Source organism: Flavobacterium sp., from assembly GCF_031409475.1.
In the GTDB taxonomy this organism is placed as follows: Bacteria; Bacteroidota; Bacteroidia; order Flavobacteriales; family Flavobacteriaceae; genus Flavobacterium.
This window is the reverse complement of record NZ_JANNXH010000008.1, coordinates 100960-121190: the sequence shown is the minus strand read 5'-3', so window position 1 is coordinate 121190 and position 20231 is coordinate 100960. Positions and strand designations below refer to the sequence as shown.

Below are 20231 nucleotides of genomic sequence, written 5' to 3'. Positions count from 1 at the left end.
CCAAAGAGTTCACTTTTTTTTTGAAATCAAATTAAGAAACCTAAAACTTTGTACATTTGGTTTATTGAACCTACATTTTTATGAATTTCCTAGCGCACATCTATCTTTCTGGCAACAACGATTTGATCAAAATTGGCAATTTTATGGCTGACGGCGTTCGTGGGAAAGATTATCTTAATTTTCCCGAAGAAGTTAAAAAAGGAATTTTATTGCACCGCCAAATCGATACTTTTACTGACTCACATCTTATTTACAGAAAAAGTAAACATAGATTACACAAAAAATACGGGCATTATTCAGGTGTAATTATGGACATTTTATACGATCATTTTTTAGCCAAAAATTGGAACAATTATTCCAATGAAAGACTCGAAGATTATACCGCAAATTTTTATCAATCACTAGAAACAAATTACAACATACTTTCAGAAAAAACTAAAAATCTGATGCCTTATATGATTGAAAGAAATTGGCTCGTGAGTTATGCAACCATTGCAGGAATTGAAATGATCTTGTTCCAAATGGATTATAGAACTAAACACAGGGCAAATATGCAAGAGGCAATTGTAGAACTTCAAGAATTCTACTTGGAATTCGAACAAGAGTTTACTGATTTCTTTGAAGAATTAATTACATTTACCAATCAAAAAATAATTACTTTATGAGTAAAAAAGTTCAGCTTATTTTCATAACAATTTTCTATTTACTTCCTAACAAAATTTTATCGCAAACAGGTTTAGTCACTTCTAAAGCGATGGTAGTTTCGGCACGAGAAGAAGCCTCTCAAATTGGGGTAGAAATTATGAAAATGGGTGGCAATGCTTTTGATGCTATGGTTGCAACAGAGCTAGCATTGGCAGTTTCCTATCCCATTGCAGGAAATATTGGTGGTGGTGGATTTATGATTTTCAGAAAAGCAAATGGCGAAATTGGCTCATTGGACTATCGTGAGAAAGCACCAATACTGGCTACTAAAGACATGTATCTGGACAAAAACGGAAATGTAATTCCTAATTTAAGCGTAAACGGAGCATTAGCAATAGGAATTCCTGGAACCATTGCAGGTGTTTTTGCAGTTCACGAAAAGTACGGAAAACTAGCTATGGATGATATTTTGAAACCTGTTATCGCATTAGCAAAAAAAGGTGTTGTAGTAACTTTAAAACAAGAAAAATACATTCAAAATTCAATTGATGACATTAGAAAAGTAAGCGGAAATGAAACCATGTATTCCAAAAATTATAAAGCAGGTGATACTATAAAATACCCGGCATTATCAGAAACTTTAACTCGTATTATGAAAAACGGTAAAGCAGAATTTTATACAGGAGAAACGGCACAAAAAATAGTAGCCTTTATCAATAAAAATGGTGGCATAATTTCTATGGAAGATTTGGCAAATTATACTGTAAAATGGCGGAAACCAATTACCTTTAAGCACAAAGATTTGAGGGTTATTTCAATGGCGCCACCATCAAGTGGTGGAATTACATTGCAACAAATTTTAAAAATGTTAGCGCCATATCCAATAGCAAAATACGGGCACAATAGCGAAAAAGCAATACAGTTAATTACCGAAGCAGAGCGCAGAGCTTATGCCGATAGAAATTATTTTTTAGGTGATCCCGATTTTATTAAAATCCCTAAAAATGAATTACTTAATAAAAATTATATAAAGCAAAGAATGAAAACTTTTGATTGGGAAAAAGCCACATTGTCTTCCACTGTTTCTCACGGTGAAATTGCCTTTTCAGAAAGCAATGAAACCACACATTATTCAATTATTGACGCCGAAGGAAATGCAATTTCTGTAACCACAACGCTTAATGGAAATTATGGTTCCAAATTATATTCGGAGGAATTGGGTTTCTTTTTTAATAACGAGATGGATGATTTTAGTGTAAAGCCCGGAGTTCCAAATTCGTATGGTCTGATAGGTGCAAAAGCAAACAGTATTGCTCCAGGTAAAAGAATGTTAAGCTCAATGACGCCCACAATTTTAGAAAAAAACGGAAAATTATTTATGGTTGTTGGAACGCCTGGTGGCTCAACAATTATTACATCGGTTTTACAAACAATTTTAAATGTAACCGAATTTAAAATGGGAATGCAAGAAGCGGTAAATGCGCCTCGTTTTCACCATCAATGGTTGCCTGACGTAATTTTATTTGATCCGTTTGATAGTTTTTCGAATAAAATTTTAGAAAATTTAAAACAAAAATCTTATATTATTTCAGAAAAAAATGCTCCAATAAGAGGCAAAGTCGATGCGATTTTAGTATTACCAAACGGAAAACTAGAAGGCGGAGCAGACTATCGTGGTGATGACAAAGCTGTAGGGTATTAAATTTAGAAATTAAATTATGTTCAAAAAAATTATTTCTAATTTAGAAAATGTAATTGTCTGGTCGCAATCAAAACTTACACCAAAGCAATTTATATTTTTATCCAGTGTTTTAGTTGGAATTTCAGCTGCGTTAGCGGTTATTGTTTTAAAAACATTTGCCCATTGGGTTTTCACTTTTGCAACTTATATAGAGCATATTTTAAAATTAGGATTCATCAATAGTTTATTTCCAATAATAGGAATTTTGCTCACTGTTTTTGTAGTTAAAAAAATTTTAGATGGAACTATAGAAAAAGGAACTTCTCAAATTTTGTATGCCGTTGCAAAAAAAGCAAGCATAATCCCAAAAAAACAAATGTATGCACAAATTGTAACCAGCTCACTTACTGTAGGATTAGGTGGATCAGCAGGTTTAGAAAGTCCAATTGTAATCACTGGTGCTGCTTTTGGTTCTAATTTTGCACAAAAATACAAGTTAAGCTACAAAGACAGAACCTTACTCATAGGTTGTGGTGTTGCGGCTGGAATTGCGGCTGCCTTTAATGCGCCAATTGCGGGTGTATTGTTCGCTATAGAAGTATTGCTTGTAGATGTAAGTATTTCGGCATTTACACCAATAATGATTGCTGCAGCAACAGGCGCATTGGTATCTGTGATTGCATTAGACGAAAGCATTTTATTGACTTTCGATCAAAAACAAACCTTTGATTATCATAACATTCCTTATTATATTTTGCTAGGATTATTTACAGGATTAATGGCTGTTTATTATTCAAGAAACTTTCAAAGAATGGAACGATTGTTCGCCAGACTTAAACTCAAACCTTACAAAAAAGCGTTATTTGGCTCCATTATTTTAGCTCTAATGATTTATATTTTTCCTACTCTTTTTGGCGAAGGATACGAAAGTATTAAAACCTTATCTGAAAATGATCCAGGAAAATTACTAGAAAACACCCTTTTTAGTGGGTTGAGAAATAACAGCTGGGCATTATTATTATTTGTGGGATTAACAATGTTATTAAAGGTTTTTGCAACAGGCATTACTCTTGGAAGTGGCGGAAATGGTGGTAACTTTGCTCCTTCTCTGTTTTTAGGTTCCTATGTTGGTTTCTTTTTTTCCAAATCATTAAACCTTATTGGTCTTACAAAATTACCTATTAGTAATTTTACTTTAGTAGGCATGGCTGGAATTTTAAGCGGTGTTTTTCATGCACCGCTAACAGCAATTTTCTTAATTGCAGAAATAACTGGCGGTTACAACTTGATGATTCCGCTTATGATTGTTTCCTCGATTAGCTTTGCCATTTCAAAACGTTTTGAAAAACATTCCTTAGATGTAAAAAATTTAGCTAGAAAAGGACATGCGTTCACTAGCAATAAAGACAGCAATATACTTTCTACAATAGACACGAATGTAATTATCCAAACGGATTATCTCACGGTTTCACCCGATGAAAATTTAGAAAAATTAGTAGATTTGATTTCCCACTCCAACCAAGTCATTTTTGGCGTTGTAGATAAAGAAAAACAGTTGCTTGGAGTAGTACATTTTAATGATATAAGAGAAATTATTTTCAATTCCTATCGGGTAAAATTTACTATTGTAAAAGAAATTATGACCAAACCAATTGATATAATTTACCCCACCGATAGTATGGAAATCGTGATGAATAAATTCGAAAAATCAAAAGTTGCCTTTTTACCAGTACTCAAAAACGGTATATATTACGGTTTCATATCAAAATCTATCGCGCTCGAAGCTTATAGAACGAAACTAAAATCAATGACAATAGACTAAAATAGTAACTATGACAACATTAGTAGACAGCTTTGTAAATTTAAAAAACATAAAAGTTATAGACCAAAATATTGATTATGAGGATTATGTGGCTTTAGACCTCACTATTTCGAACAGTGATTTATCAAGTATTGATATAAAAAATCCAATAGCTTTTGAAACATACATCGAAAAATTACTTCAGGAAAATGATGCCAAAGTTGTTTTTGGAGGTTACAACGAAAAACGTTTTTTATACAACCATAGTGGTCTTTTTAATGATGATTCCACTTGTGAGCGTAACATTCACATTGGAATAGATTTATGGCTAAAAGCTGGAACTCCAGTATTAGCAGCAGTTGACGGTAAAATTCATAGTTTTAAAAACAATATTGGAACAGGCGATTATGGACCAACAATCATATTAGAACATCTATTAGATGGAACGACTTTCTATACTTTATACGGTCATTTATCTATAGAAAGTATTAGTACTATTAAAATTGGAGATTTGGTAAAACAAGGAAATAAAATTGCAACTTTAGGCAACGCTAATGTAAACGGTGGTTATGCACCACATTTGCATTTTCAAATCATCAAAAAAATAGGCGACCATAAGGGCGATTACCCTGGAGTTTGTAGTTTAGTCGATTTAAATTATTATCTAGAAAATTGTCCTGACCCCAATTTATTGCTCAAAATAAATGAGTTTTAATTCACATAAAATAATTCCTTATTTTTACCTTTAACTTTATTTTAGATGACACAAAACGAAAACACAATCATCAAGTTTTACTCCGCTTTTGCAAAAGCTGATACAGCAACAATGTGCGAATGTTATCATGAAAACATTCAGTTTCGCGATCCCGCTTTTGGATTATTAAAAGGAAAAGAAGTTTGTGAAATGTGGAAAATGCTAATCGAAAAAAGTAAAGGAAATATAACTATTGAATTTTCTAAAGTAGAAGCAGACGACTATTTAGGTTCTGCTGAATGGATTGCCGCTTACAATTTTAGTAAAACCAATAGAAAAGTAGTGAATATAATTCAAGCAAAATTTCATTTTCAGGATGGTTTGATAATAAAACACACTGATGAATTTGATTTATGGAAATGGTCAAAACAAGCCTTTGGAATTGTAGGTTTTTTACTGGGTTGGACTGGTTTTTTTCAAAAAAAAATACAACAACAAGCACTTTTGTCTTTAAAAAAACACCAAGAAAACAACTTATAAATGAGTTTAGTAGCATTAAAAACACTTTTTAACCGAGATCTCAATAGATTAAAAGCTGAAATCGGATTGTATCAAGACGAAAGTTGCATCTGGCATATTGAAAAAAGCATCTCAAATTCAGCAAGAAATCTTTGTTTGCATTTAATAGGAAACCTCAACACTTACATTGGAGCAACACTAGGCAATACAAATTATATAAGAAATAGAGCGCTTGAATTTTCGACCAAAGATATTCCAAAAAAAGTTTTGATTGAAAAAATTGAAGAAACAAGGAGTATAATCATTGAGACGCTTTCAAATTTAAGCCTAGAAACGCTAAAAACGGAATATCCATTGCTCGTTTTAGAAACAAAAACCACAACAGAATTCTTTTTAATCCATCTCGCAACGCATTTGAATTATCATCTAGGTCAAATTAATTACCACCGAAGATTGTTAGATAAATAAAATTTACAAACCTTTTGTTTTCTATAAATCATCAAAACTAAAGTCCCAATTCACATCGTTTTTATACCACAATTGTCCTTGAGAAACTTCAAGCGGACAATCAAAATTATTGGTATAAAGCGCTCCAGTTCCTAATCCTTGTGGCATCGAATTGTGTTGTAAAAATGTCCATTGTGCAATCGCATTTAAACCAATATTACTTTCTAAAGCGGAAGTAATCCACCAACCAATTTGGTGCTTTTCAGCAATAGAAATCCATTCTTTTGTACCTCGAAAACCACCAATAAAACTGGGTTTTAAAATGATGTATTGCGGTCGTATTTTTTGTAATAATTCCTCTTTTTCTTGTATTGAAAACACACCTATCAACTCTTCGTCAAGAGCGATAGGAATTGGAGTGATTTTACACAGCTCTGACATAGTGTCAGTATTGTTTTTTTGAACGGGTTGCTCGATACTATGTATTTTAAATTCAGATAATTGTGAAATTTTATCTAAAGCTAAACTTAACCCAAAAGCACCATTAGCATCTACTCTAATCTCCATTTGTTCTGGTGTGAAATGTTGCCTAATAAAACGGAGTAATTGCAGTTCCGCATCAAAATCTATTGCGCCAATTTTGAGCTTGATGCAATGAAACCCATCTGCTATTTTTTCTTCGATTTGTTGCTTCATGAATGCTTCATTTCCCATCCAAACTAAACCATTTATTGGAATTGATTTTATGCCAGCTGTAAAGTGAGATGGAAAGAGCAAAAAGGGGTTTTCGCTAGCCAAAGATTGGAACGCCATTTCGACCCCAAATTGTATCGATGGAAACTCGATTAAGCTTTCCCAAAGTACTGTTTTGCCAAGATGAATATTAGCACAAGTCCATTGTAATTTTTGCTCATAATCCGGTTTGTCATCAATACTCAAACCACGAAGAATTCCGCACTCGCCTATTCCTTTTTTTCCGTCTTGTTCCAAAACAAGAAACCAAGTTTCCTTCTCTGTCATCACACCACGAGAGGTTCCAGAAGGTTGTTTGAAGTTGAGGATGTATTTGTAATAGGTTGCTTTCAAGTAGAAGTTGGGAGTTGGAAGTTAGAAGTTGGAAGTTAATCCCAATGTTTCTTTCCTCGCAATGATTTACAATTCAATACTTTCGCCAATTGCTAATAACATAAGGTCTTTTCCTTTGTCAAAAAACTGGCGAATGGCTTGCTCATGATTAATTTCGATATACCCAAAAGTATCGTAATGCACACCTAGAATTTTATCACAATCCACAAAATCCGAAGCGATAATAGCTTCGTCAATATTCATTGTATATGTATTGCCAATAGGCAGAATTGCTACATCGAGTTTGGTAAACATAGGAATTAATTTCATGTCCATTGTGAGCGCGGTATCACCAGCAATATAAATATTTTTATGTTCACCTTCAATAACAAAACCGCCTGGATTTCCTCCGTAAGTACCATCAGGAAAGGAACTAGAATGTACTGCATTAACGAATTTTACTTTCCCAAAATCAAATTGCCAACTTCCACCGTGATTCATTTGGTGGTATTGAAATCCTTTTTTACCGTAATGCGATGCTATTTCCCAATTGGAAACAATAACTGCATTGGTGTTTTTGGCTATAGCTTCAACATCATGAATATGATCAAAATGTGCGTGTGTAATCAGAATGTAATCGGCTTTTAAAGTTGAAATGTCAATATGCGAAGCTTTCTCGTTACCAGTAATAAAAGGATCTACAAGCAAATGCTTTCTGCCAATTTCGATTCCTAATGTGGAGTGACCGTAAAAAGTGATTTTCATAAATTTTAATTTTAAAAATTATTAAAAAAAATATCCGATATGAAGAAAATCAAACACAACGAAAGTAATATTGATAGCAGAAAAGTACTTAGCGCTAATTTTTTTAATTCAGGATCTAATGTTCTGGAATCTTTGTTTTTATAAACTGTAATTAAATGACTGGTTAAAGGAAAATAGGCTACTACAAAAATATATTGGTCAAAATGAAACTGGTTTAGAAAAGCAAACAACAGTACTAAAATCATTGCTGAAATCACTAAAAAGTAATGATATATTTTAGCTTTCTCGCCACCTATTTTTACCACAATAGTATTCTTTCCCGCTTTACTATCAGAGATTTCGTCACGCATATTGTTTAGATTCAAAACACCCACACTCAAAAACCCAATAGCTGTCGCTGGCAATAGTAGTAAATAACCGTTTTCGAGCGTTTTAGCAAACATAAAATAAATACCCATTGTACTTACTAATCCAAAAAAAATAAACACAAATAAATCGCCGTAACCGCGATAACCATAAGCTAAATTACCAACAGTATACCGAATTGCAGATGCAATTGCTAAAAACCCGAGTAGTAAGAAGAATAAAGAAAAACCCAAGTTATCTTCTTTGAAAGAAAAATAAATCAGCAAAACAGCCGATAACATAGTTAATACCGATGTAAGTATCATGGCGCGTTTCATTTCTTGCGGAGAAATAACACCGCTTTGTATGGCGCGTTTTGGACCAACTCTATCGTCGTTATCTGTTCCTTTTACTCCATCGCCATAATCGTTCGCAAAATTCGAAAGTATTTGTAATCCTAATGTTGTTGAAAGTGCAAAAATTACAATCTTCCAATTGAACAGTGATTGCGACATAGCGTAAAAACTTCCGAGTATAATTCCTGATACCGAAAGTGGTAAAGTGCGCAATCGTGCGGCTTGTATCCAATGTTTCATTTTTGTTGGTTTATTTGGCTATGTGTTTATTCGGTTATTTGATTATTCGAATAACCAAATTACCGAATCCACAAATTTAGGGCAACCATTTATTTTCTCCAAAGTTGGGTTTTCGTTTCTCCAGGAATGCATTCCTACCTTCTTTAGCTTCTTCGGTCATATAGGCTAATCGTGTGGCTTCACCAGCAAAAACTTGTTGACCAACCATGCCATCATCGGTAAGATTCATGGCGAATTTTAGCATTTTAATAGACGTTGGTGATTTTTGCAAAATTTCTTGTGCCCATTCAAAAGCAGTATTTTCTAGAGCTTCGTGTGGAATAACAGCATTGACCATTCCCATATCCATGGCTTCTTGAGCCGAATAATTTCGACCAAGGAAGAAAATTTCTCGCGCTTTTTTCTGTCCTACCATTTTAGCCAAATAAGCCGATCCATAACCGCCATCAAAACTGGTTACATCGGCATCGGTTTGTTTAAAAATTGCGTGTTCTTTACTTGCCAATGTCAAATCGCAAACTACATGCAAACTGTGTCCACCACCAACTGCCCAACCTGGGACAACAGCAATTACAACTTTTGGCATAAATCGGATTAGACGTTGCACTTCGAGAATATTTAAACGATGTTGCCCGTCTTCGCCCACATAACCTTGATGACCACGAGCATTTTGATCGCCACCAGAACAGAAAGAATAAATTCCGTCTTTAGAACTTGGTCCTTCTGCCGAAAGTAAAACGACACCAATAGAAGTGTCTTCTTGCGCATCATAAAACGCCTGGTACAACTCTGATGTGGTTTTTGGACGAAAAGCATTGCGCACATCTGGGCGATTAAAAGCAATTCTGGCAACGCCATTGCATTTTTTATACGTTATATCTTCGTATTCTTTGACGGTAATCCAATTCATTAGATTTGGTTTAAAATTATAATAGTGTAAAAATAAATCATTTTTCACACATTATACTAATCTATTTTGGCTAAGCCAAAAGTAATTGGCTTTATTTTAATTTCATAAAAAAAGGAAAGCTAAATGCCTTCCTTAATTTATATATTTTTTAAAAAATTAAACTGTGAACTAATAAATAAATTCTTTTTTTAAGCCAAAGATTTATAAGATTTTCACAGATTTAAAAAAAACAGAAAGTTCAAATCCTTTTAATCTTTTTAATCTGTGGCAAAACATCTAACTAGTCTTTTACTCTTTTACCAAATAAATTCCGTCTTCCTTTATTTCGATTAGTTTTTCACGATACAAAGCACCAATAGCTTTCTTGAAGGTTTTTTTACTCATTTTTAAGACTGTTTTTATGTCTTCGGGATGCGAATTATCAGTCAATCGCAAGAAACCACGACTGGCTCTTAATTCGTCTAGAATTTTATCCGCATTGGGCTCAATGCTTTGATAGCCTTGAATTTGTAACGCAACATCAATTTTATTATCAGGACGAATGGTTTTGATATAACCACGCATTCTATCGCCTGTTCGAATCGAATCATCATAAACCTCATCTTTGTACAACAATCCTTTGTGTTGCTCGTTGATAATGACATTGATTCCCAGTTCCGTAATATGCGAAACGATTAAGTCCACTTCTTCTCCTTTTTCGACGGTTAGAGTATCATTTTTCAAAAACTGATTGGTTTTACTCGAAGCTACTAAACGATTGGTTTTTTCGTCCATATAAAGATACACCAAGTAACGCTTGCCTTTTTCCATTGGTCTCGCTTGTTCTTTGAACGGAACGAGAATGTCTTTCTCCATTCCCCAATCCATAAAAGCACCAACTTGGTTGACATAATTCACACGCAAAAGCGCAAATTCATTCAACAAAATATACGGTTCGAGTGTTGTAGCAACTGGACGTTCTTCGTGGTCTAGATAGACAAAAACAATAACTTCCTCTCCTATTTCCCATTCGTTTGGAACGTATTTATTGGGCAACAGTATATCGTGAATTCCTTCGGGATCTTTCTCGGGATTTCCCAAAAACAAACCTACTTTAGTATCACGTAATATGGTAAGTGTATTGTATTTTCCTATTTCAATCATTAGTTCTTGTATTTTCTAAAGCGCAAAGGTACGAAGATTGAAAATAGGAAATTAGGAAACAATTTAGAAAATACAAAGTACTAAAATAGCTTTAAGAATCACTAACGGCTATTTCTAAATTAAATATAATTCAAAAAAAACGTGCCTATTTGTAATCTTTTTATTATTTTTTAAATAAAACACATACTTTTGTACTTTAAATAAATGAATTACATTATATGAGGAAGATTATTTTTCTTACCACAACTTTTTTATTTATAATTACGACTTCAGTTTATGGATTAAGCAATAAAAGCAATCATACTAAACAAATAATCACTGATTCTAAAACCCTTGTTTTACCGCTCACCGTTGACTTTAATTTCAATAATGATGGAACTTGTTCAGGAACATCCATGACTTTTACACCTATTGTAACTGGCGATGCTCCTTTTACTTATCAATGGAATTTTGGAGATGGAAACGCTTCAACAAGTAGTAATCCAACTCATACTTTTACTGCGGTTGGCTGTGGTTTTCAAAGTTTTAGTGTAAAATTAACCATAACTGATACAAATGGAGTAATAAACTCTATAACAAAAATAATTTCGGTACAACAAAAACCAGATTTAAAATTTGTAAACCTAAATGCACCTTCAGGTTCAAGTAGTCCTTTTGAAAAATGCGGTGACAATAATTCTGATCTTATTTACACCATTAAAGTAGGCAATAGTTCTAATTCAGCAGCTTGTATCACATCTTATAACATCGATTGGGGAGATGGCACTATAGAAACAAACATCACATTTCCTAAAACGCATAGCTATTTGAAATTAGGTTCTTTTAATATGGTTGTAACAGGAATAGGAAATAGTGGCTGTAATAATGCAATAACCTATGTAGTTAAGAATTCTAATAATCCAATTGGCGCTCTTATTTCTCCAGGTAACACAACAAATTTTTGCGTTCCAGTTGCTCCTATGAATTTTGCAATTGGATCATGGGCACTCAATCCATCGGATACAAATTATCAAGTTAGTTATGGTGATGGGACAGTTCAAAACTATACCCAAGCTCAATTAGAAAGTTCCCCATTTTATAATGCTACAAATCCACCAGCTTCCTTAAATTTTCCTATACCCCATACTTTTACAAGATTTAACTGTCCTTCGGGCAATACTGTGAGCTTAACGATAAGCACATCGTGTGGGAGCACTTTTCTTACGGCCGGTCCAATTGTTATTTTAGATATACCTATTGTAAGTTTTTATGTAAATAGTATAGTATGTGCAAATACAAATACTTATTTCAACAATACAACTATTGCTGGTTACACTAATGATTGTAGCACTTTTAATGTATATACTTGGGATTTTGGTGACGGAAGTCCAGTTTCAAGAGCCGTTAGTCCAAGTCATGTCTATACATTACCCGGCACTTATAAAATTACATTAAATGCACAAACACCATGCGGAATTGGGAATACTTTTACTAGGACGATTTGTGTTGAACCCATATTGCAACCCAAATTTACTTATGGAAATGCCTGTGCTTCAACAAATTTTCAAATTACAAATACTACAGATACGAGTTTGGGTTGTGGTGCGGAAAGCTATTTTTGGGAAGTGCTGAATTATTTTGATGGATTTTGTGGAAAAGGACCAGCGCAATGGAATTTTGCAAACGGCACAAATTCATCATCTAAAAATCCAGTTTTTAATTTTATAACTCCCGGCACTTATTATATTAGATTAAGAACACGAAATTCATGTGACATATACAATTACTCGAATGTAGAAGCAATTCAAGTAAAAAAACCTCCAGTTACAACTTTAAGTCCCATTTCGGATTTTTGCAAATCAGCGACAATAAACCCAGTAGGAACTGTGGTGGAAAGTTGTTCACCAAGTACAGAAATTTCTTATCTATGGAGTTTTCCCGGAGGTACGCCTTCAACGTCAACATTACTTAACCCAGGTTCGATCAATTATACAACGAGTGGGAATTATCAAGCAATATTTAGTGTTACTAATAGTTGTGAAACAACTACAAAAACAGCTAATTTTTCGGTTGATGTTGTTCTTTCACCTATAATAACCTCTAAATTATTAAAAATTTGTAGCGGTGATACTTTTCAAGTTACGCCAATAAACAACGGAATAGACAATGTACCCGCAGGAACAACTTACATCTGGTCAACACCAACCGTTATCCCCGCAGGAGCATTGAGTGGTGCAACGGCTCAAACAACGCCTAGAACATCCATTAGCCAAACATTAACAAATAATACTACAAGCCCAGCTACTGTAATTTATACTGTTTCTCCTATTTCAAGTGTTTGCCCTGGCCCAAATTTTACAATTACCGTAGTAGTTAACCCATTGATAAATGCTATTGATATCATAAAGAATAGCACTTGTTTTGGTTCCAATGATGGTTCGATTAACCTAACTGTAACTGGTGGAATTCCTTTTGCAACCGGAAAACCATATACATTCACTTGGACTGGTCCAAACGGATTTACGAGTACTAATGAAGATATTTCTAATCTAGAACCCGGAAATTATAATTTAATAATTAACGATAATGGGGATTGCCCTTTTTCGAGAAACTATTATGTTGGCGAACCGGGTTTGTTTCAATTTTCAGGATACAAAAATGACATATCTTGTTTTGGGTTAAATGATGGAAAAGTTACATTAAACATTTCTGGAGGAACATTACCGTATAATTATGTTTGGACAAAAAATGGAAATCCCTATGCAACTTCCGGAAATATTGCTAATTTATTACCCGGAGTTTATGAAGTGACCATTACCGAAGCTAACAACTGTAATACCCTTAAAGAAACGTTCACAATTATAGAGCCGCCTTTATTAGAAGTGAATCTCATAAATCAAGTTGATATTCTTTGCTACGGATATTATACAGGACAGATTTTTATAAGTACCATTGGTGGTAGAGCCACTGAAATTTCACCGGGTGTTTTTAATTATAATTATAATTGGACAGGACCAAATGGATTCAATAGTTCTAGTAAAAATCTAACAAATGTAGCCGCGGGAATTTATAATTTGACAGTTACCGATAATTCTGGCTGTACTGCTACATTGGAAGTGGAGCTTTATCAAAATGACGAAATAAAATTAGAGTATTCCAAAACGGAAATTTCATGTTATAACTATGCAAGTGCTTCTATTATTATAAATAAAATTACTGGTGGAATACCTTTTGCAACAGGCAATCCTTATATTGTAGAATGGAGCAATCTAGGTACAGGTCTTGTTCAGAATAACTTATCTACTGGAACTTATAAAATCACAATCACAGATTCATTGGGTTGTCCAAAAGAATTTACCATAATCATAGATAACGCTCCTGTTTTTACTATAAATCCAGATGTAAAACAGATTTCCTGTTTTGGTGAAAAAGATGGCTATATTCGATTAAACCTTGTAGGTGGTAAATCGCCTGTAACTTTAGTTTGGGACGATAACTCAACTGCAGGAATTGAAAGAAATAATTTAGGTCCAGGAAAATATTCCGTAACAATTACAGATGCAAAGTTGTGCAAAATAAAAGAAACTTTCATCATTGTTGAACCAATACTTTTAGAATTACGTGCAGATGTCACAAACCTTTTAAGTTGTTTTAATGCTAATACTGGAGTTATCAATTTAGTTGTAACAGGCGGAACTGCTCCGTTTAAATACGCTTGGTCAAACGGTGCGATAACCGAAGATTTAAGTAACCTTACACCCGATAATTACACCGTAACAGTAACCGATGCTAATGGGTGTAAAAAATCAGAAACATGGAAAATAACACGTTTTGATCAACTTACACCTACTGTTAAGGTTCTAACTGATTTTAATTGTAGTACTAAATATGTGCGTCAAACATTTGTTGGAAATGTCAAAGGTGGCATTCCACCCTATACTTTAAGCTGGTCAGATGGAGTCATCAGTGGAGTTAATAATGAGTTTATGAATACCGAAAATAACGGATTAATTATTTTTAGCGTAACAGACAGTTTTGGTTGTAAAGCAGATTATTCCTTTAATGTCAAAACACCTGTTTTAGGCAAAGCCAATTTTACAACAAGTTCTTATGGGAATGACGTTTACGGACTATATTCAATTTACGACCCCATTTTATTTACAAATTTAGCCACAGGAGATTTTACAACAATCTCTTGGGATTTTGGAGATGGAAATTTTTCAGATGAAGAAAACCCAAAACATATTTATTCAAAACCAGGTACGTATACAATTAAACAAATAGTTAAATATCCTTTTGCATGCCAATATGAATATACGGTTACATTAATTATAGAAAAAGGATATAGCTTAATGATGCCAAATGCGTTTACACCAAATGATGATGGCATCAATGATACATTTGCACCCGTATTCTTGGGACTTACAAAAATGACTTTAGACGTTTTCGACACTTGGGGAAGTTTAGTTTATAGCGAAACAGGAGAAACCATAAGTGGATGGAATGGAAAAGTAAAGGATTTAGAAGCCGAAAATGGCAATTATCATTTTAAACTTACTTCCAAAACATTTTATAACCAGACCATAGTTGAAGATGGTGCATTCACATTAATTAAATAAAAGTAACCTCTAACTAATGAGAATTAAACTATTTATTACAATTATTTTCTGTTTCTTTTATTCAAAAATAAGGGCTCAAGATCCTGTTTTTACACAATATTTTTTAATTCCAGAAACCCTAAATCCAGGTTTTTCTGGCTTTATGGAAACCACATATACTGGAGTCATACACAGAGAACAATGGCCCGATTTAGATTTAAAAATTGATACTGACTACGTTTTTGTAAACACTTGGAACGAAAACATGAATAGTGGTTTTGGAGTTAGTATTTTAAACCAAAGAGAGAATATAACCAACTATAATTATTCACAAATCAATGCAAATTATACTTACAAGGTAAGGATTAGTGATAATTGGGATTTTAGACCCGCTATAGAAGCTGGTTTTGGATTAAAATCATTCGCGTTTCAAAATTTATTATTAGAAGATCAAATTAATATTAGAACTGGCATCATCAACACAAGTTCGATTGATCCGCTGTTGAGAAACGATAAAATAAGTTTTTTTGATGTATCCGCAGGCATGGTTTTTAATACCGAAAATATGTGGATTGGTTTATCTATGAAACACCTTAATAAACCTAACATTGCTTTTACCCAAAACGGAAATGTACCTTTAAACACCTTCTTTTCCTTAAGTGCAGGTTATGAATTTCTTTTGGCAGACTATATAGATGTTACATTATTTCCGTATGAGACCAAAATGTTTATTACCTCAAATTATATGCAACAAGGACGTTATAACCGTCTAGATATTGGTGCTTCGATTTTATTCGAGAAAATGTTTTTTGGAGCAACTGCGATTACAAATCCTTCAAAAAACGGAAATAACGGTCATTTACTCACTTCTGTTAATCTTTTTACAGGATTGCAATATGACAATTTACGCTTCGGACTTTCGTATGATTTAAACACCTCAAAAATTGGAAAAACAGGAGGCATATATGAATTGTCACTAACGTATCAATTCAATTTAGATGTTAAATGCTTTGGTTGTCCTAATTATACTGGACGATAAATCAATATAACTCCTTAAAATACTGTAACAAAACCCTATCATTCTCCCTCGTAGGCGTGAAAATTTCTAGAATACTAGGTTTGTCGTTTTGCGCATACAAAGCAGTTAAATTTTTTGTTAAACTTATTTCATCACTAGCTGTACTATATTCAAAACCAAACATCTTTGCCAATTGTTCGGCAGTGTAACAATGTGAAGTTTCGAAAAATTTATTAAAAACTGGCGTTTCTTCATGTCCAGGCAAAATCCTAAAAATACCGCCGCCGCCATTATTGATTAAGATAATTTTGAAATTCTTTGGTATATATTCGTTCCACAAGGCATTACAATCATACAAAAATCCTATATCACCTGTAATTAAAATTGTTGGTTTTTGACTCGCAACAGCCGCACCAATAGCAGTAGAAGTACTTCCATCAATTCCGCTGGTTCCTCGATTACAAAAAACTTCTATAGAAGAATTTATGTCAAATAATTGTGCGTATCTAATGGCCGAACTATTACTAATTTGCAACTGACTATTTTCTGGTAAACGCTGAAGAATCGTTTCGAAAGCTTTGAAATCTGAAAAAGGAATTTTGGTTAAATATTTCTGGTGTTTTTTTTCTCTTAAATCTGCAATTTCCTGAAAAACAGAACGATAATCACTTTGTATTGCAATAGTAAAACGCAAAAATTGATTGAAAAATTGATTGGGATGGACTTTAAAATGTTTAGTCAAACTGCCAAAAGTATCATACGCTCTCAAAGTATCAATGTGCCAATGATGTTTCGGTTTATAATTACGTAAGTTCGCTTTTATTCTTTTGGAAACCACCATTCCGCCAAAAGTAATCAGTATATCCGGTTGAAAACTCTTAAATTCTTTGTTTGAAAATGGGGTGATTATAGTGTCAATATGATTCAAAAACGAAGGATGATGCAGGTTTGAGGTAGTTTCTGTCATTACTACGACTGAATCATCATTAGCCAAAAATTCTATGATTTCATTGTCTATTTCGTTGGGTTTATTTTCACCAATTAGAATTAATTTCTTTTTGGATTGATTCCAAATATTGGTAAACTCAATGATTTCATCGATTGCTATTTTCTTGTTAGGCGCTTTGGCCAAAGCCAAAATCATTGCATCAACTGATTGTTTAGAAACCGTTTGGTACAAAGGCTCTTCGAATGGAGCGTTGATGTGAACTGGCCCTTTTTTTGTAATCGCTTTATGGATTGCTTTATTTATTTTAATATCATTTTCGACCGAAGTTGCTTCGGATAAATTAGCGTTATAAAGCGAATGATTTTTAAACACATTTTCTTGACGTATGGTTTGCCCATCGCCAATATCAATCTTGCTTTGAGGTCTATCCGCAGAAATCACGATTAGTGGAATCTGGCTATAAAAAGCTTCGGCAAAAGCAGGATAATAATTCAACAAAGCAGAACCCGAAGTACAAACAACTGCTACTGGTTTCTGGGTTTGTTGTGCAATTCCAAGTGCAAAAAAAGCAGCACAACGCTCATCTGCAATGCTGTAGCATCTGAATTCAGGATTGTTCACAAAACCTATGGTCAAAGGCGCATTTCTAGAACCCGGAGAAATTACAATGTTTTTGATTCCTTTGGCTAAACAAATTTGAATGATGCTTTGCGCTAAAGGTATTTTGGGGTAAACCATTATTTAAAGTTAGAGGTTAGAGGTTACCTGCCTACCGGCAGGCAGGGAAGTTAGAAGTTAGAAGTTTATGCAACTCCAAACTTGTAGCAAAGTTACAAACTTGCAAGTCGAATTCATTCTATTTGAAGAACTTTTTCTTACTTTTGAGAAGAAATATTTTATTAAATGGAAATCAAAATTAGACCCTACAAAATCGATGACACTCAAGAAATATTGGCTATTATCAATCACAATATTTTGCATTCGACTGCTTTATATGATTACAACATTAGAAGCTACGAACAACAAAAAAATATTTTAAAAGAGAAAATAAACAAAAATTTTCCAGTCATTGTTGCAACACTAGATGACAAAGTAGTAGGTTTTGGAATGTATAGCGAGTTTCGTTTTCGGGAAGCGTATAAATTCACAGTGGAACATTCAGTTTATGTGAACGAAGATTTGCAAGGAAAAGGTATCGGAAAATTATTACTCGAAGAATTAATTGATTTAGCCCAAAAACAAAAACTCCACACTATGATTGCCGTTATCGATGCCGAGAATCAAAGTAGTATTGAATTTCACGAAAAATTTGGTTTCAAAACCGTAGGAATCATCAAGGAATCGGGTTATAAATTTGACCGTTGGTTGCACTCGGTATTTATGCAATTGATTTTAGAGTAAAGAAATCTATGCCAATAAAGAATCCTATATTTGCAGCTTTACAACTAGTATGAGTTTTACACTGCTTTCTTCTCCTTTGCAAGGTTTTACCGATTTTCGTTTTCGAAATGCCCAAAATAAACTTTTTGGTGGAATCGACACCTTCTATTCTCCCTACATACGGCTGAACGGAAAACTTGCCATTAAACCTTCGTACGAAAGGGATTTGCTTCCTGAAAACAATATGGATTTAGAAGTGATTCCGCAAGTAATTACAAATGATGCCAACGAGTTTTTATTTGTAGCCAAATATGTTCAACAATTAGGGTACAAAGAATTGAATTGGAATTTAGGTTGTCCGTATCCAATGGTCACTAAATCTGGAATGGGTTCTGGTTTGATTAAAAACACAGCGCAAATCAATCATATTCTAGATCGAGCACATTCCGAAACTGATATAATTGTGTCAATGAAAATGCGTTTGGGCTACGAAACTACCAAAGAAATTCTGGATGTTTTACCCATTTTAGATACTTATCCTATTAAAAACATTGCTATTCACGCTCGCATTGGTAAACAATTGTACAAAGGCGGAGTCAATCTGGATGCTTTTCAACTTTGCGTCGACAATACAAAGCACAAACTATATTATAACGGCGATATAACTTCGGTGGCTAAATTTCACGAAATGCAAGAACGATTTCCTTCTATTGACCATTGGATGATTGGGAGAGGATTGATTTCGGATCCATTTTTGCCTAGTATGATAAAAAACAATTCGAATGAATATCCTATAAACAAAATGGATTTATTCCATGATTTTCACGACACTTTATATGCAATCTACAGTGAGTCATTATCAGGTCAAACTCATATTCTATTGAAGATGTATCATTTATGGGAGTATTTTTCGGCAACATTTTCTAACCCGCACAAAGTGTTGAAACAAATTAAAAAAGCACAGAGTATCCGAAATTATGAAGCAGCAGTTACAAGTATTTTCAAAAACGAAAAATAAAATTAACCATATAAGTCATATAAGTTTATTTAAGAGTAACACTTAAATAAACTTATATGACTTATATGGTAAAAAAATTATACTAAAGCAACTAACCTTTAATCCAATTTACAACCTCAGGGTCAGTTGGCAAAGTTCTTGGCGAAATCACTTTTTCTAATTCCCCTTTTTCATTCAAAAGATATTTCTGGAAATTCCATCCTACTTCGCTGTCTTCCAATCCATTTTTGGATTTTTGAGTCAAAAATTGGTAAACCGCACACATATCATCTCCTTTTACTGAAACTTTATCCATCATAGGAAACGTTACTCCATAATTTAATTGACAAAAAGTAGCAATTTCTGCATTTGTTCCTGGCTCTTGCGACATAAAATTATTAGCTGGAAAGCCTACAATCACAAAATTTGAATCTTTATATTGTTTGTAAATTGCTTCTAAATCCTTGTATTGTGGCGTTAATCCACATTTTGAAGCCGTGTTTACAATCATGATTTTCTTGCCTTTTAAGGTCGAGAAATCAAATGTTTTCCCTGATAAATCTTCGACTTTAAATTGATAAATGCTTTGCTTTTCCATAACTACTTCGGTTTTACTTTGCTTGTTTTGACCTTGACAACTCCATAGAAGGAATATTCCAAAAGTACAAATAAATAGATTTTTCATAATAATTAATTTTT

General features: G+C 33.6%; 17 protein-coding genes. 10 read left to right on the top strand and 7 right to left on the bottom strand.

What is annotated here, in order from left to right; all coding sequences use genetic code 11:
- Positions 1 to 80: 80 nt before the first annotated feature.
- The 6 genes from RMO53_RS01860 to RMO53_RS01835 are packed head-to-tail and all read left to right on the top strand — an operon-like array spanning position 81 to position 5808.
- Positions 81 to 665, top strand: coding sequence for an acyl carrier protein phosphodiesterase (locus tag RMO53_RS01860; RefSeq protein WP_310377650.1), 585 nt, complete (start codon positions 81 to 83; stop codon positions 663 to 665).
- Positions 662 to 2347 carry a gamma-glutamyltransferase gene (gene ggt / locus RMO53_RS01855; RefSeq protein WP_310377649.1) on the top strand — a complete coding sequence of 562 codons (1686 nt, stop codon included), beginning with the start codon at positions 662 to 664 and terminating at the stop codon, positions 2345 to 2347. The genes RMO53_RS01860 and ggt overlap by 4 nt, the downstream gene beginning before the upstream one ends.
- A gap of 16 nt (positions 2348 to 2363) precedes the next feature.
- The gene (locus RMO53_RS01850; protein ID WP_310377648.1) at positions 2364 to 4148 is read left to right on the top strand and encodes a chloride channel protein; all 1785 of its coding nucleotides are present in this window, start codon (positions 2364 to 2366) and stop codon (positions 4146 to 4148) included.
- 10 nt (positions 4149 to 4158) lie between these two features.
- Positions 4159 to 4842 carry a peptidoglycan DD-metalloendopeptidase family protein gene (locus RMO53_RS01845; protein ID WP_310377647.1) on the top strand — a complete coding sequence of 228 codons (684 nt, stop codon included), beginning with the start codon at positions 4159 to 4161 and terminating at the stop codon, positions 4840 to 4842.
- Between the two features lie 45 nt (positions 4843 to 4887).
- On the top strand, positions 4888 to 5361 hold the full coding sequence (locus tag RMO53_RS01840) for a nuclear transport factor 2 family protein (protein ID WP_310377646.1): 474 nt from the start codon (positions 4888 to 4890) through the stop codon (positions 5359 to 5361).
- Positions 5362 to 5808 carry a DUF1572 family protein gene (locus RMO53_RS01835; protein ID WP_310377645.1) on the top strand — a complete coding sequence of 149 codons (447 nt, stop codon included), beginning with the start codon at positions 5362 to 5364 and terminating at the stop codon, positions 5806 to 5808.
- Between the two features lie 21 nt (positions 5809 to 5829).
- On the opposite strand, the gene RMO53_RS01830 is transcribed toward RMO53_RS01835, so the two are convergent.
- The 5 genes from RMO53_RS01830 to RMO53_RS01810 all read right to left on the bottom strand — a co-directional run bounded on the left by RMO53_RS01830 (position 5830) and on the right by RMO53_RS01810 (position 10611).
- Complete coding sequence (locus tag RMO53_RS01830) at positions 5830 to 6873, bottom strand: o-succinylbenzoate synthase (protein WP_310377644.1); 1044 nt, start codon at positions 6871 to 6873, stop codon at positions 5830 to 5832.
- Between the two features lie 66 nt (positions 6874 to 6939).
- A complete protein-coding gene (locus tag RMO53_RS01825) occupies positions 6940 to 7617 on the bottom strand; it encodes a metal-dependent hydrolase (RefSeq protein WP_310377643.1) in 678 nt (225 codons plus the stop codon).
- An 11-nt stretch (positions 7618 to 7628) separates the two neighbouring features.
- A complete protein-coding gene (gene menA, locus RMO53_RS01820) occupies positions 7629 to 8558 on the bottom strand; it encodes a 1,4-dihydroxy-2-naphthoate octaprenyltransferase (RefSeq protein ID WP_310377642.1) in 930 nt (309 codons plus the stop codon).
- A 76-nt stretch (positions 8559 to 8634) separates the two neighbouring features.
- The gene (locus RMO53_RS01815) at positions 8635 to 9516 is read right to left on the bottom strand and encodes a 1,4-dihydroxy-2-naphthoyl-CoA synthase (RefSeq protein WP_310377641.1); all 882 of its coding nucleotides are present in this window, start codon (positions 9514 to 9516) and stop codon (positions 8635 to 8637) included.
- Between the two features lie 240 nt (positions 9517 to 9756).
- Positions 9757 to 10611: a S1-like domain-containing RNA-binding protein gene (locus RMO53_RS01810; RefSeq protein WP_310377640.1), complete on the bottom strand. Its 855-nt coding sequence runs from the start codon at positions 10609 to 10611 to the stop codon at positions 9757 to 9759.
- A 218-nt stretch (positions 10612 to 10829) separates the two neighbouring features.
- Here RMO53_RS01810 and RMO53_RS01805 point away from each other — a divergent pair, with 218 nt between their 5' ends.
- Both RMO53_RS01805 and RMO53_RS01800 read left to right on the top strand, forming a co-directional pair.
- Positions 10830 to 15209: a PKD domain-containing protein gene (locus RMO53_RS01805; protein WP_310377639.1), complete on the top strand. Its 4380-nt coding sequence runs from the start codon at positions 10830 to 10832 to the stop codon at positions 15207 to 15209.
- 16 nt (positions 15210 to 15225) lie between these two features.
- A complete protein-coding gene (locus tag RMO53_RS01800; RefSeq protein WP_310377638.1) occupies positions 15226 to 16227 on the top strand; it encodes a PorP/SprF family type IX secretion system membrane protein in 1002 nt (333 codons plus the stop codon).
- 1 nt (position 16228) lies between these two features.
- Here RMO53_RS01800 and menD read toward each other — a convergent pair whose 3' ends face one another.
- The gene (gene menD, locus RMO53_RS01795; RefSeq protein WP_310377637.1) at positions 16229 to 17893 is read right to left on the bottom strand and encodes a 2-succinyl-5-enolpyruvyl-6-hydroxy-3-cyclohexene-1-carboxylic-acid synthase; all 1665 of its coding nucleotides are present in this window, start codon (positions 17891 to 17893) and stop codon (positions 16229 to 16231) included.
- 165 nt (positions 17894 to 18058) lie between these two features.
- Between menD and RMO53_RS01790 the strand changes: the two genes are divergently transcribed.
- Complete coding sequence (locus RMO53_RS01790) at positions 18059 to 18556, top strand: N-acetyltransferase family protein (protein WP_310377636.1); 498 nt, start codon at positions 18059 to 18061, stop codon at positions 18554 to 18556.
- A gap of 49 nt (positions 18557 to 18605) precedes the next feature.
- On the top strand, positions 18606 to 19553 hold the full coding sequence (locus RMO53_RS01785) for a tRNA-dihydrouridine synthase family protein (protein ID WP_310377635.1): 948 nt from the start codon (positions 18606 to 18608) through the stop codon (positions 19551 to 19553).
- Between the two features lie 91 nt (positions 19554 to 19644).
- On the opposite strand, the gene RMO53_RS01780 is transcribed toward RMO53_RS01785, so the two are convergent.
- Complete coding sequence (locus tag RMO53_RS01780) at positions 19645 to 20217, bottom strand: glutathione peroxidase (protein ID WP_310377634.1); 573 nt, start codon at positions 20215 to 20217, stop codon at positions 19645 to 19647.
- Positions 20218 to 20231 lie beyond the last annotated feature (14 nt).

What these genes read in the sequence shown, in the direction of transcription:
- RMO53_RS01860 (WP_310377650.1), top strand. Translation starts at nt 81, where the DNA reads ATGAATTTCCTAGCGCACATCTATCTTTCTGGCAACAACGATTTGATC.
- ggt (WP_310377649.1), top strand. Translation starts at nt 662, where the DNA reads ATGAGTAAAAAAGTTCAGCTTATTTTCATAACAATTTTCTATTTACTT.
- RMO53_RS01850 (WP_310377648.1), top strand. Translation starts at nt 2,364, where the DNA reads ATGTTCAAAAAAATTATTTCTAATTTAGAAAATGTAATTGTCTGGTCG.
- RMO53_RS01845 (WP_310377647.1), top strand. Translation starts at nt 4,159, where the DNA reads ATGACAACATTAGTAGACAGCTTTGTAAATTTAAAAAACATAAAAGTT.
- RMO53_RS01840 (WP_310377646.1), top strand. Translation starts at nt 4,888, where the DNA reads ATGACACAAAACGAAAACACAATCATCAAGTTTTACTCCGCTTTTGCA.
- RMO53_RS01835 (WP_310377645.1), top strand. Translation starts at nt 5,362, where the DNA reads ATGAGTTTAGTAGCATTAAAAACACTTTTTAACCGAGATCTCAATAGA.
- RMO53_RS01825 (WP_310377643.1), bottom strand. Translation starts at nt 7,617, where the DNA reads ATGAAAATCACTTTTTACGGTCACTCCACATTAGGAATCGAAATTGGC.
- menA (WP_310377642.1), bottom strand. Translation starts at nt 8,558, where the DNA reads ATGAAACATTGGATACAAGCCGCACGATTGCGCACTTTACCACTTTCG.
- RMO53_RS01810 (WP_310377640.1), bottom strand. Translation starts at nt 10,611, where the DNA reads ATGATTGAAATAGGAAAATACAATACACTTACCATATTACGTGATACT.
- RMO53_RS01805 (WP_310377639.1), top strand. Translation starts at nt 10,830, where the DNA reads ATGAGGAAGATTATTTTTCTTACCACAACTTTTTTATTTATAATTACG.
- RMO53_RS01800 (WP_310377638.1), top strand. Translation starts at nt 15,226, where the DNA reads ATGAGAATTAAACTATTTATTACAATTATTTTCTGTTTCTTTTATTCA.
- menD (WP_310377637.1), bottom strand. Translation starts at nt 17,893, where the DNA reads ATGGTTTACCCCAAAATACCTTTAGCGCAAAGCATCATTCAAATTTGT.
- RMO53_RS01790 (WP_310377636.1), top strand. Translation starts at nt 18,059, where the DNA reads ATGGAAATCAAAATTAGACCCTACAAAATCGATGACACTCAAGAAATA.
- RMO53_RS01785 (WP_310377635.1), top strand. Translation starts at nt 18,606, where the DNA reads ATGAGTTTTACACTGCTTTCTTCTCCTTTGCAAGGTTTTACCGATTTT.
- RMO53_RS01780 (WP_310377634.1), bottom strand. Translation starts at nt 20,217, where the DNA reads ATGAAAAATCTATTTATTTGTACTTTTGGAATATTCCTTCTATGGAGT.